Origin of the sequence: Paraburkholderia sp. OAS925 (genome assembly GCF_040543975.1) — a bacterium.
GTDB lineage: Bacteria > Pseudomonadota > Gammaproteobacteria > Burkholderiales > Burkholderiaceae > Paraburkholderia > Paraburkholderia graminis.
Map to the genome: position 1 here is coordinate 3,962,122 of NZ_JBEUNO010000001.1, position 12,632 is coordinate 3,974,753.

Consider the following 12,632-nt stretch of genomic DNA (forward strand, 5'->3'; position numbering starts at 1 on the left):
CAAGACTGCTGGTGCACGGCAAGCCGAGCCGGTCCGGCCTCGCTGTACGGCTGACTGGCTCAGCACCGCGACACCTCAAACCCCGCCGCCTACAGCACCAGCGAAACTCACGCCGGCCTGCGCACCGCGGCCGCAGCCGCACGCCGAGCAGGTCGCGGCGGCGGCGCAGCAGACGTTCTCGGCGACGCCACCACCATCGCAAGCTCGAACAGCCCGTCCCACGGATCGGGCGGCGGATCGTTGCGATGATTACCCGGCGTCCCGCCCGACAATCCCTTCACCTGCCGATCCAGCCGCGCCGCCAGCGCCAACGCCTTTTCCAGCGCCGCCTCGGTGACACGCGACAATGCCGGCCCGATCAAGCGCTCGCGCGGACCCCACACGCGGTTTTCGCGCACGAGCATGGCAAGCGGCTTGCCGGCCGCGACGCCGCGCTTGATCCGCAGCAGCGTGCGCAATTCCTCGACGACGGCCCACAACACCAGCACCGCCGCCTCGCCTTCGCCGCGCAGCCCGTCGAGCATGCGCGACAAGCGGCCGACGTCGCCGGCAAGCATCGCCTCGTTCAGCTTGAAGACGTCGTAACGCGCGACGTTCAGCACCGCGTCGTGTATCTGTTCGAAGCTCAACGAACCCGCCGGATACAGCAGCCCGAGCTTCTGGATTTCCTGATGCGCGGCGAGCAGATTGCCTTCGACACGCTCCGCGATAAACGCCAACGCGCGCCGCCCTTCCTCGCCCGCGGCCACCCGCTGACCCTGCGCCGCGAGCCGCTGGCCGACCCAGTTCGGCAATTGCGCGCGCTCGACGGGATCGATCTTCAACGCGACGCCCGCGTCGGCGAGCGCCGTGAACCACGCCGATTTTTGCGTGGCCGCGTCGAGCCGCGGCAGCGTGATCATGGTCAGCACGTCGTCGTTGACGGAGCCCGCGAGCGCCTTCAGCGCTTCGGCGCCTTCCTTGCCGGGCTTGCCCGACGGAATGCGCAATTCGACCAGTTGACGGTCGCCGAACAGCGACATGGACTGGCTCGCGCCGAGCAACGAACTCCAGTCGAAACTGCGCTCGACGGTGAAGACCGAGCGGTCGGTAAAGCCGGCCGCGCGAGCCGCCGCGCGAATCCGGTCGCACGCTTCCTGCGCGAGCAGATGCTCGTCGCCGTACACGACGTACAGTCCGGCGAGTCCCTTGGCCAGATGCGCTTCGAGCGCGTCAAGTCGCAGTTGCATGGCTATGCTGATGTCCGGTCAGGTCGACGTGCCCGCCGCTCACAGCGGCGGCGGCGGCAACGGCGCGCGCGGCACGACGCCCGGCACCTGCTCGCCCGGCGCCGGATGCATCGAACGCACGCTCGACAGACGTCGCGTGAGCTGGTCGATCGCGTCGTTTTCCATGTCGGCAAAAAGGATTTCCGACTCGGCGGTCTTCGCCTGCGAGTACTTGTCGCTATAGGTCATCGCGCGGTTCAGCGCGATCACGCTCGGCGGAATCAGCACGGTGCCGTCCTTGCCGATCAGCGTGTAGTTCATCGCAAGGTTCAATTGATACTCGGAGACGACGCCCAGCGAATTCAGCGTCAGCGTGCTCGTGCCGCGGCTTTCGGTGATTTGCAACGTCGCGTCCGCGTTGGCAACCGACTTCACCACCACCGTGTCGCTGCCGCCCTGCACCATGCGCGTGAGCCGCGCGCCCGCGGCCGGCGAGCCGCCCGCGATGAAGAGGCGTTTGAACGCATAGTCCTGCTGACCGCGCAACTGGAAGCCGCATGCGGACAACATCAATACGCTGCAAGCCAGCGTTACAAAAAGCGATCTGCGAGTCACATTGGCTCCTGGTTCGCAGTGGATTCCCGGCGCTCGGCAAACGACGCCGCGCGAGGCGGCGCGTTGCCGGCCGGCAGGTGTTGCTGTGTCGTCAAACGACCACGTTCACGAGACGGCCCGGCACGACGACGATCTTCTTCGGCGCCTTGCCTTCGCTGAACTTCGCGACCATTTCATGCGCGGCCGCGAGCTGTTCGATCGATTCACGCGACGCGTCTTTCGCCACCGTCAGCGCGCCGCGCACCTTGCCGTTCACCTGCAGCACGAGTTCGATCTCCGATTGCTCGAGCGCTTTTTCGTCGACCTTCGGCCACGGCGCGTCGAGCAGCGAACCGAATTCGTCGGCATAACCGAGTTCCTGCCAGAGCTGGAACGTCAGGTGCGGCACGACCGGATACAGCACACGCAGCATCACGCTGTACGTTTCGCGCAGTACGCCCGGCAGCGCGCCCTTCGCGCTGTCGAGCGCGTTGAGCATCTTCATCGCGGCCGACACGACCGTGTTGTACTGCAGACGCTGGTAGTCGAAGTCGGCCTGCTTCAGCACGCTATAGACTTCGCGGCGCAGCAGTTTGTCGGCGTCGCCGAGTTGCGCGGCGTCGAACTGCCCGCCCGCGCGCAACGCGGCTTCGTTCGCCTGAGCGAAATTCCAGACGCGGCGCAGGAAGCGGCTCGCGCCTTCCACGCCCGAGCCCGACCATTCGAGCTGCTGCTCGGGCGGCGCGGCAAACATGACGAACAGACGCGCGGTGTCCGCGCCGTGCTGATCGATCAGCGATTGCGGATCGACGCCGTTGTTCTTCGACTTCGACATTTTCTCGACGCCGCCGAGCACGACCGGCTCGCCGTCCGAGTTCAGCACGGCGCCGACCGGGCGGCCCTTGTCGTCGAACGAGACGGTCACGTCTGCCGGGTTGTACCAGGTCTTCTTGCCCGTCGCGTCTTCGCGATAGTACGTTTCGTTGAGCACCATGCCCTGCGTGAGCAGGTTCCTGGCCGGCTCGCCGAACTTGACGAGACCCAGGTCGCGCATCACCTTGGCCCAGAAGCGCGAGTACAACAGGTGCAGAATCGCGTGCTCGATACCGCCGATGTACTGGTCCATCGGCGCCCAGTAATCGGTGCGCTCGTCGACCATCGTCTTCGCATCCGGCGACGCGTAGCGGTAGAAGTACCACGACGAATCGACGAACGTGTCCATCGTGTCGGTTTCGCGTTTGGCCGCGCCGCCGCAAGTCGGGCAGGCGCAGTTCACGAACGCTTCGGACTTCGCGAGCGGATTACCCGTGCCGTCCGGCACGAGGTCTTCAGGCAGCACGACCGGCAGATCTTTTTCCGGCACCGGCACGTCGCCGCACTTCGGGCAATGGATGATCGGAATCGGCGTGCCCCAATAGCGCTGGCGCGACACGCCCCAGTCACGCAGACGCCACGTGATCTGCTTGTCGCCGAGGCTGAGCGCTTTCAGGTCGGCGGCGATCGCGTCCACCGCCTGTTCGTAATCGAGGCCGTCGTACTTGCCGCTGTTGACGAGCGTGCCCGTCTTCTCGCCGTACCATTCTTCCCACGCGTCTGTCGAAAATTCCTTGCCTTCGACCGCCACCACCTGCTTGATCGGCAGACCGTACTTCTTCGCAAACGCGAAGTCGCGCTCGTCGTGCGCCGGCACGCCCATCACCGCGCCTTCGCCGTAGCTCATCAGCACGTAGTTGCCGATCCACACTTCGACCCGTTCCTGCGTCAGCGGATGCGTGACGTAGAAGCCGGTGGCCATGCCCTTCTTTTCCATCGTCGCGACGTCGGCTTCGGCAACGCCGCCGCGCTTGCATTCGTCGATGAAAGCCTGCAGTTCCGGCTTGTCTTTCAGGAGGCGCGTGGCGAGCGGATGCTCGGCGGCGATCGCGCAGAACGTCACGCCCATGATCGTGTCGGCGCGCGTGGTGAACACGCGCAGCAGCTTCTGTTCGCCGTCGATTTCATACGGGAAGCCAAAGTTCACGCCGAAGCTCTTGCCAATCCAGTTCTGCTGCATGATCTTCACGCGCTCGGGCCAGCCGAGACCTTCGAGATCGTTCAGCAGTTCGTCCGCGTACTGCGTGATGCGCATGTAGTACATCGGGATTTCGCGCTTTTCGACGAGCGCGCCCGAGCGCCAGCCGCGGCCGTCGATCACCTGCTCGTTCGCGAGCACGGTTTGATCGACGGGGTCCCAGTTGACGGTGCCGGTTTTCTTGTACGCGATGCCCTTTTCCAGCATCTTCAGGAACAGCCACTGGTTCCACTTGTAGTAGTCGGGGCTGCAGGTGGCGACTTCGCGCGACCAGTCGATCGCGAGACCCATCGACTGCATCTGCTTCTTCATGTAAGCGATGTTGTCGTAGGTCCACTTGGCCGGCGGCACATTGTTGGCCATCGCGGCATTTTCCGCAGGCATGCCGAACGCGTCCCAGCCCATCGGCATCAGCACGTTGTAGCCGTTCATCCGCAGATAGCGGTACATCACGTCGTTGATCGTGTAGTTGCGCACGTGCCCCATGTGCAGCTTGCCCGACGGATACGGCAGCATCGAGACGCAATAGAACTTGGGCTTGTCGGTGGTTTCCGTCGTCTTGTACGCGTCGATGGCGCGCCATTGCCCTTGCGCGGCGGATTCGACGTCGGAGGGAACGTATTTTTCGTGCATGGTGTGATGGGTCGCTGGGTTCGGTGCTTCCGCACCGGCCGCTATGCTGCTTTGGTGCTTTTGCTGGATGAAATGGCGTCGTTTCCCCTTCTGCGGGGGAAAGGGCTGATTATACCGTTCGCGGACGGCTGCGCCGCGCTCTGAAGCCGCGCGCTTACTGCCGCGCGGCCGGCGGCGGGTCCGTCACGAAGCCGATCCGCTCGAGACCGGCCTGCTGCGCGGCGCCCATCACCTGCGCGATCACCTCGTAGCGCGTGTTGCGCTCGGCGTGCAGGTGGATTTCGGGCTGGCCAGTCGCTTTGCCGGCGTCGCCGTTCTGCACGGCTTCACTCGCGTCCGCCGCTTTCGCTGCCTGCGCGAAGCGGGCGCGCATCTGGTCGAGCGTGATGAGGCTGCCGTTCCAGTAGAGCTTGCCCGCGGCGTCGATTGAAAGCGAAATGGTTTGCGGCGTTTCGCGCGCCGGCGCCGCGGCGACCTTCGGCAGATCGAGCCGGATAGCGTGTGTGAACAAAGGCGCGGTAATGATGAAGATCACGAGCAGCACGAGCATCACGTCGATCAACGGCGTCATGTTGATCTCGGCCATCGGCGCGGCCGTCTGCTTTTTCTCGAGTCCGCCGAATGCCATGTCGCCTCCTCGCCGCGCGCTCAGTGAGCTTGCTGAGCGGCGGCCTGCTGGCCACGCAGCGGCGCTTGTGGCTGGCCGGCGGGCGCGCAGACGTACGCGTGCAGATCGTGCGCGAAGCCGTCGAGTTCCTCCGACAACTGCCGCACGAGACGCCCGAGCACGTTGTACGCGAGCACCGCAGGAATCGCGACCACGAGGCCAAAGGCAGTCATGATGAGCGCCTCGCCGACCGGGCCCGCGACGTTTTCGATCTGTGCCTGCCCGCTCGCCGCGATGCTGCCGAGCGCGTGATAAATGCCCCACACAGTGCCGAGCAGCCCGACGAAAGGCGCCGTGCTGCCGACCGAGGCCAGCAGCACTTGCCCGAATTCGAGCCGCCGTTGCGACGCGCTAAGCGCCTGGCGCAGTGCTCTCAGCACCCGCTCGCCGCGCTCGACGCGCGCGAGCAACGCACCGGGAATATCGACCTCGGCGGCATGGAGCGCCGCTTCGGCGAGCGGCGAGAAGACGCGCTCGCGGTCGGCGCGCTTCAGTGCGGCGACGCCTTCAGCGAGCGTAGGCGCCTGCCAGAAGCGCGCAATCGCGCGCGTCGCCTGGCGTTTCGCGCGCACGAGCACCCAGCTCTTGACGATCAGAAAGCACCAGCTCGCCACCGACATCGCCAACAGCACATAGGCGACGCCATGCGTGATCGCGTCGCTCGTTTGAAGGTAATGGATGATGCCGCTGCCGCCTGCCATCTGGCCTCGCCGAAAGAATGTGCCGGACTGTGCCTAGCGCAAGCCGAGCACGTCCTGCATGTCGAAGAAGCCGGTCTGATGGCCTTCGAGGAAACGCACGGCGCGAAGCGCGCCCTGCGCGTACGAGAGACGGCTCGCCGACTTGTGCGTGATTTCAATCCGCTCGCCAATGCCCGCGAACAGCACCGTATGATCGCCGACGATGTCGCCGCCGCGAATCGCCGAAAAGCCGATGGTGGACGGATCGCGTTCGCCCGTCACGCCCTCGCGGCCGTAGACGGCGCAGTCGTCGAGATTGCGGCCTAGCGCATTCGCGATCACCTCGCCCATGGTGAGCGCGGTGCCCGACGGCGCGTCGACCTTGTGACGGTGATGCGCCTCGATGATCTCGATGTCGTAGCCGGTGGCGAAATGCTTCGCCGCGAATTCGAGCAGCTTCAGCGTGACGTTCACGCCCACGCTCATATTCGACGCGAACATGATCGCGACGTTGTCCGCCGCGGCGCGCAATTGCGCCTTCTGCGCGTTGTCGAAGCCGGTCGTGCCGATCACCATTTTCACGTTGTGGCGCTGCGCCGCTTCGAGATGCACGAGCGTGCCTTCCGGGCGCGTGAAGTCGATCAGATAGTCGGACTCGGCGAACACGCGCTCGATGTCGTCCGTCAGCGCGACGCCCGTCTGTTTGCCGACAAAAGCGCCGGCGTCCTGACCGAGTTGCGGCGAGCCCGGGCGGTCGAGCGCGCCGGACAGCGTGGCGTCGGAATCGTTAAGAACCGTTTCGATGAGCATGCGGCCCATACGGCCCGATGCGCCAGCAATCGCAATTTTCATGGCTACGAGGGTTCGAAAGAACGGCCCGGCAAGCGCGGGCAAAAGCGGCGGCGGGCAGCACGCCCTCGCGCCGCGCATGACTGGAACAGCAGAGAACCGGACGGCGCCGCGCAACCTGGCTTGGTCCGACGCAACGCAAGAAGTCGCGTTGCAGCGGGGCGCTTGCGCGGCTACCGTCTTAAAACAAGGACAACGATATTACTGGCTCGTTCCCGAAGTGGACGGCGCGGTCAACGGTGCGTTGTACGTCGGGCTGCTGCCGCTTTGCGACGAACCGCTCGGCCCGACCGGATTGTCCTGCGACGACGGCGCGGGAGGCGGCGGACGATGGAACTGGAACTGCGGCTGACCAGCGGACGTGGCGCCTTGCGGCGGCACGCCGCCGGCATTCGCGGTTGGCGCCGTTGAGCGCACCGACGAGCGCGTATTGCGCGACGGCGCCTGCACGGCATTCGTCGCACGATTGGCGGCTTGTGCGGCTTCGGCGTTCGCATCCGTGGACGGCGCGGCGGCGGCCGCTGCACCCTCGACGGACGGCGAGCGCGTGGTGTCCACGGTGACCGGGGCCGCAGCGGCGACCGGCGCACTTGCGCCCGCAGCGCTGCTTGCTACGTTAGGCACCGCTGCCTTCTTGCCGCGCTTGTCGCCGTCGATTTCGGCGAGCAGTTCGAGGTTCGACGGCAGATCTTCGCCGCCACTCCAGCTCGCGACGCGGTCGCCGGCGAACAGGACGATGAAGTCGCGCTGCTGCACGACGTTGGTCGAGCCGCGCTTGAAATAGAACACGTAGTCCCAGCGGTCAGCGTGGAACATGTCGGCCAGAAGCGGCGTGCCGAGCAACTGACGCACCTGCGCGCGCGACATGCCCACCTGCATTTGCGAAGCAGCTTCTTTCGAGACGAAGTTGCCTTGCACAACGGTAATCCGGTACGGCGTGATGCTTTGAGCAATCCGCTGCGTGAGGCTGTCGTACGTGGAACATCCTGCGAGAATCGCGACAGCCGCAACAGCGATCAAGGTACCCCGCATGCGGCTCCCCCGGTAGATCAATTGAGATTTTGAAATCATTTCACTCACCGTGCGGGCCCGCTGACGAGCCGCGCGAGTTTCATTCCATCGAAGATGACCAGAACGGCAAAAACACATTACTATGAGAGCCCAGCATTGTACTCTAGGGATCCCTTGTCATGACCAATCCAACCGATCTCAAGAATATCGGGCTCAAGGCGACCCTTCCGCGCCTCAAAATCCTTGAGATTTTTCAGCACAGCCCCGTCCGTCACCTGACGGCCGAAGACGTGTACCGCAATCTCCTGCACGAAGAGCTCGATATCGGTCTTGCCACCGTGTATCGCGTGCTGACGCAATTCGAGCAGGCCGGCCTGCTGTCGCGCAGCAATTTCGAATCGGGCAAGGCGGTGTTCGAACTGAACGAAGGGTCGCACCACGACCATCTGGTGTGCCTCGATTGCGGCCTCGTGGAAGAGTTTTTCGACTCGGAAATCGAGAATCGTCAGCAGTCCATTGCGAAGGAACGCGGCTTCAAGCTGCAGGAACACGCGTTGGCGCTGTACGGTGCCTGCACGAAGGAAAATTGCCCGCATCGCAAGCATTGACGTGGTATCGGCCGTGTCGGGGGGCGCGGTCGGAAGTTAAGCGATAAGCACAGAATGGCCCGGCCGGTGGTGAATCGGCCGGGCCATTTTTTCGTCGAATGAAAAGCGGTGCGTTGCGCTACTGCATTTCACTTGCTTACTTCAGCGCTTACGCCGGTATTTCGACGCTCTCCGCGAACACGAGCCGCCACGGCTGCAGCAACATCTGCTCGTCGCAATTGCGCCCCTCACCGCCGCGATCGACGACGAGAAAATCGCTCACGCGATCAAGCACGAGAAGCGGATGATGCCAGACGGCCTTCGCATAATTGACGCCCTGCCAGGCGTCGGTCCAGAAGCCGCGCATCTGCGTGCAATCGAGCTCGCCGGCCGGCGCGACGACGATCAGATAGCGGCACGGCGTCAACGGAATGAAAGCCTGACTGCCGAGCGGGTGCCGCTCCATCATCGCGATGTCGAGCGGCAACGCATGCGGCTGCGCCCGGAACAGGTTGACGAGCGGCCGCCCGCCGTCGTCCGCCACGTCGACGCGCGCGAGGTCGTGATAGCGCTCGGTCGTGCCGCCGTTGATCGGAAAATGACGCGCGCCTTCGAGTTCGATCACGTCGCCAAACGGCGCGAACGCCTCGCGCGTCAGACGCTGCAGTTGCAATGTGGGTTTCAAAGCCGCTTCCGGGGTCTTCATGCGTGACGCTCCATTTACGCGATCTCGCCCCACAGGCGCAGCCGCGACACGCCGCCGTCGGGGAAGATATTGAAACGCACGTGCGTGACCGGCCCGAGCGACGCGAGGCCGTCCGCGAACGTGTGTACGTGATCCATCTGCAGCTTCTGCTCATCGAGCAGCACGGGCCAGAACATCGCTTGCGTAACGAGCGAATCGTCGGTCCCGCCGATGACGCGCGCGGCCTGCAACGAGCAGCGGTCCGGGAAATTGCCCTTGAAATGCGCGGTATCCACTTCGATTTTGCGGATCACGCCCGGCCGCGCCAGCGCGACGATCGCCCAGTCGTTGCCCGGCTCGCGGCGGCGCCGCGTCTCCCAGCCGTCACCCATGTTGACGCCGCGGCCGGGCATCAGCATCTGCGAGGCGGGGCCGAAATGCTGGTTGTTGGCGGCGACCAGATACGCGCCGTTTTCAATCGCCGCGAGGTCCAGCAGCGCGCCGCGCTCCACGCGTTCCCAGTCACGCCTGGGGTGGCCGTACACGCGCAAACGCGCGAGGCCGCCGTCCGGGTACAGGTTCACGCGCAAGTGAGTGAAGGCACGCGCGTCGTTCACTTCGACGTAATGGTGCTGATTGCCCTGGAGCGTCGTCGCGGGAACCAGCGTTTGCCAGTCGGCATTGTCGGGCGGCACGTCGCCGTCCGCGTGACAGGCGTCGATCGACGCCGCCGGCGGAAAATTGCCGGTGAAGTGGCTCGTGTCCAGATCGACGCCGTGCACGACGCCCGGCCGCGCGAGGCGGATCACGCAAAAATCGTGGCCGCTCGTGCGCTTGCGGCGGGTTTCCCAGCCGTCCATCCACTTGCCGTGGTCGTCGTATTTTCCGGGGATGAATACCGCCGGCTGCGGATCGAGCATGCGTTCTTTCGGCGCGAAGAATTCGTCGCTGGCGAAGAGCGCCTTTGCGCCGAGCCGCGGGTCGGCGAGATTCATGTAGCGGCGGGTGAAAGCGGGAGCGTTCGGGTCGAGGATCGGATTAGCCATGGTTTGCAGTCAAGCGACGTGAAGTTGGAGATGCGCCGGCGGTCCAGCGGGTTTGTCGGCGGAGAAAGCGGGCGGCGTCGGGGCGTGGGATTGCGAAGCGTCAGGCAAACGTGCGAGCGGGTTTCGCGGACAGCAACGGTAGCGAGCGGTGGCTCTGCCCGCGGCCTGGCCAAACCGGCCGGCGCGAGGCGGCGTGGCTCGCTTCGAGGTCTCGCCACGCGCCGCCATTCGCGCCGCCATTTGTGCTGCCCTTCGTACTGCCCTTAAAGCCGCCCTCAAACAGCGGGGGCGCTGTGACCGCTTACCGGTTCGACAGCAGCTTCCTCGCCGCCGGCGACATAGCGGAAATCCGCATCGCCATTCAGCACGCGATGCGCGCGCGCCCGGTCGATGTCCTTCTCCCACACGGCGACGACCACCGTCGCCACGCAGTTGCCGATCAGGTTGGTCAGCGCGCGGGCAATGCCGACGAACCAGTCGACGGGAAGAATCAGCACGAGCCCAAGCACGGGAATCGCCGGAATCGCGGACAGCGTCGCCGCCAGAATGACGATCGCGGAGCCGGGAATGCCGTGCGCGCCCTTCGACGTCACGAGCGACACCAGCACGACCACGATCAGATCGTGCGTGGAAAGCGGCGTGTTGGTCGCCTGCGCGATGAACAGCACCGCGAGCGTCAGATAGATCGAAAAGCCGTCGAGATTGAACGAGTAGCCGGTCGGAATCACGAGACCGACCGTCGAATCCTTCACGCCCATCCATTCGAGCTTGCGCATGACTTGCGGCAGCACGGCATCGGAAGAAGCGGTGCCGAGCACGATCGACAACTCTTCGCGCAGGTAACGGATCAGCTTGAAAATGCTAAAGCCCGCGAGCCGCATGACGACGCCCAGCACGACCACCACGAACACGACGCAGCTCGCGTAAAACACGAGCACCAGCATGCCGAGCTGCTTGAGCGACTCGACGCCGTACTTGCCGGTCGTAAAGGCAATCGCGCCGAGCACGCCGAGCGGCGCCAGCTTGATGATGAAACCCATCACGCGGAAGAACACCTGCGCGAGTTCGTCGATCATGCTGCCCACGCGCTGGCCCTTGCTGCCGAGCAACGAAAGCGCCGAGCCGAACAGCACCGAAAAGACCAGAATCTGCAGAATGTCGCCGGTGGCGAACGCGTTGAACGCGGTGTCCGGAATGATCTTCAGCAGAAAACCGGCCGTGTCCTTCAGGCTCTTCGCGTGCTCCGTGTAGGTGGAGAGCGAGGCCGGGTCGAGCGAATGCAGGTCGATGTTCATGCCGGCGCCAGGACGCGTTGCGTAGGCCAGCACCGCGCCGATCACGAGCGCGATCGTCGTCATCACCTCGAAGTAGATCACCGCCTTCAGTCCGACGCGGCCGACCTTGCGCAGATCGCCCGCGTGCGCCATGCCGCTCACCACGACGCAAAACACGATCGGACCGATCACCATCTTGATCAGCTTGAGGAAGCCGTCGCCGAGCGGACGCAGCGATTGCGCGAACTGCGGGTAAAGCGCGCCGATCGCGACGCCGATCAGAAGCGCTATGACGACCCGGCCAAACAGCGAATTGAGAAACTTCAGCACGGCTTCCTCCTGAGGTGGATGTCCATCTGTTCAGACTGGTCCGACCAGATCTGTTATGGTGGATAGTAGGAAGCCGATATACTGACGTCAAGGCGTCTTGAAACGGTGTTTACCCGCGCTGTGTCGCTCGCTTGTGCGGTTCGCGACGCAGCTTGGTCGCCGTTAATTCCACGTTCTTCGGGCCGCGTACTACAATGCCGGTCAGACCGCGCTTCGAGGTGAATTCCGATGAAAAATGTCCCGCACACCGTCACCGATGCCGCCATCGCGACCATTCGCGAGCGGATCGAAGCGGGCGTTTATCCGGTGGGCAGCCTGCTGCCGGCGCAGCGCCAGCTTTCGGAAGAACTCGCGATCAGCCGCGCGTCGCTGCGCGAGGCGCTGTCCACGCTCGAGGCGCTCGGGCTGCTCGTGATCAGGCCTGGCAAGGGCGTGTATGTGGAGCGCGCGCAGGCGTCGGCGGCGGCGCAGTCCTGGCGCTTTGCCGCGCAGTCTTCGCTGCCCGACACCTATCAGATGCGCTACGCGCTGGAAGGGTTTATCGCGCGCATGGCGGCGCTCGCCGTCAGCGATTCCGACCTCGTCTGGTTCGAGGAAAACATCACGGCCATGCAGACGGCGCTCGCGTGCGACGAACTCGACGAGGCCGCGCGCCTCGACTACGACTTTCACATGCGTATCGTGAACATTGCGGGCAACGCCGCGATCGAGTCGATTCTGAGCAGCAGCGCGGACGTCATGAAGGAAAGCCAGCGCATGCCGTTTTACCGGCGCGAACTGGTGCTGTCGACCTACACCGAGCACCGCGCGATTCTGGACGCGCTCAAGGCACGCGATTCAGCCGCGGCGGGCAAAGCCATCGAGACGCATATTTCGAACGCCGCGCAGCGCGCCGGCGTCTATTTCCCGACTCCGCAGGCGTAAAAAAGCCGCTCCGTAGAGCGGCTTTGGAGCGGCAGTGGCTTCTGCGTCGGCTTTTGCGCCGGAATGTTGCGCG

The 12,632-nt window shown here is 64.6% G+C and carries 12 protein-coding genes; 2 read left to right on the top strand and 10 right to left on the bottom strand.

What is annotated here, in order from left to right; translation table 11 throughout:
• Positions 1-107: 107 nt before the first annotated feature.
• The 7 genes from holA to ABIE53_RS17410 form a co-directional block, all read right to left on the bottom strand.
• A complete protein-coding gene (holA, locus tag ABIE53_RS17380) occupies positions 108-1,229 on the bottom strand; it encodes a DNA polymerase III subunit delta (RefSeq protein ID WP_006051905.1) in 1,122 nt (373 codons plus the stop codon).
• A gap of 39 nt (positions 1,230-1,268) precedes the next feature.
• Positions 1,269-1,823 carry an LPS-assembly lipoprotein LptE gene (locus ABIE53_RS17385; protein WP_029971464.1) on the bottom strand — a complete coding sequence of 185 codons (555 nt, stop codon included), beginning with the start codon at positions 1,821-1,823 and terminating at the stop codon, positions 1,269-1,271.
• Positions 1,824-1,914: 91 nt separating this feature from the next.
• Positions 1,915-4,506: a leucine--tRNA ligase gene (gene leuS, locus ABIE53_RS17390; protein ID WP_006051903.1), complete on the bottom strand. Its 2,592-nt coding sequence runs from the start codon at positions 4,504-4,506 to the stop codon at positions 1,915-1,917.
• 154 nt (positions 4,507-4,660) lie between these two features.
• A complete protein-coding gene (locus ABIE53_RS17395; protein WP_006051902.1) occupies positions 4,661-5,134 on the bottom strand; it encodes an ExbD/TolR family protein in 474 nt (157 codons plus the stop codon).
• A gap of 20 nt (positions 5,135-5,154) precedes the next feature.
• On the bottom strand, positions 5,155-5,874 hold the full coding sequence (locus ABIE53_RS17400) for a MotA/TolQ/ExbB proton channel family protein (RefSeq protein WP_006051901.1): 720 nt from the start codon (positions 5,872-5,874) through the stop codon (positions 5,155-5,157).
• Positions 5,875-5,907: 33 nt separating this feature from the next.
• The gene (gene dapB, locus ABIE53_RS17405; RefSeq protein ID WP_044021887.1) at positions 5,908-6,705 is read right to left on the bottom strand and encodes a 4-hydroxy-tetrahydrodipicolinate reductase; all 798 of its coding nucleotides are present in this window, start codon (positions 6,703-6,705) and stop codon (positions 5,908-5,910) included.
• A 198-nt stretch (positions 6,706-6,903) separates the two neighbouring features.
• Positions 6,904-7,734, bottom strand: a complete 831-nt coding sequence (locus tag ABIE53_RS17410) for an outer membrane protein assembly factor BamE (protein ID WP_006051898.1) — start codon at positions 7,732-7,734, stop codon at positions 6,904-6,906.
• Between the two features lie 158 nt (positions 7,735-7,892).
• On the opposite strand from ABIE53_RS17410, the gene fur reads away from it, so the two are divergent.
• Positions 7,893-8,321 carry a ferric iron uptake transcriptional regulator gene (gene fur, locus ABIE53_RS17415; protein WP_006051897.1) on the top strand — a complete coding sequence of 143 codons (429 nt, stop codon included), beginning with the start codon at positions 7,893-7,895 and terminating at the stop codon, positions 8,319-8,321.
• Positions 8,322-8,469: 148 nt separating this feature from the next.
• On the opposite strand, the gene ABIE53_RS17420 is transcribed toward fur, so the two are convergent.
• From ABIE53_RS17420 to ABIE53_RS17430, 3 genes are all read right to left on the bottom strand, one after another.
• Positions 8,470-9,006 (bottom strand): ureidoglycolate lyase, encoded by a 537-nt coding sequence (locus tag ABIE53_RS17420; RefSeq protein ID WP_006051896.1) that lies wholly within the window; start codon positions 9,004-9,006, stop codon positions 8,470-8,472.
• A 14-nt stretch (positions 9,007-9,020) separates the two neighbouring features.
• Positions 9,021-10,031, bottom strand: a complete 1,011-nt coding sequence (gene alc, locus ABIE53_RS17425; protein ID WP_006051895.1) for an allantoicase — start codon at positions 10,029-10,031, stop codon at positions 9,021-9,023.
• A gap of 275 nt (positions 10,032-10,306) precedes the next feature.
• Positions 10,307-11,635 carry a C4-dicarboxylate transporter DctA gene (locus ABIE53_RS17430; RefSeq protein WP_006051894.1) on the bottom strand — a complete coding sequence of 443 codons (1,329 nt, stop codon included), beginning with the start codon at positions 11,633-11,635 and terminating at the stop codon, positions 10,307-10,309.
• Positions 11,636-11,863: 228 nt separating this feature from the next.
• Here ABIE53_RS17430 and ABIE53_RS17435 point away from each other — a divergent pair, with 228 nt between their 5' ends.
• Positions 11,864-12,559: a FadR/GntR family transcriptional regulator gene (locus ABIE53_RS17435; protein WP_006051893.1), complete on the top strand. Its 696-nt coding sequence runs from the start codon at positions 11,864-11,866 to the stop codon at positions 12,557-12,559.
• The last annotated feature ends 73 nt before the right edge of the window (positions 12,560-12,632 follow it).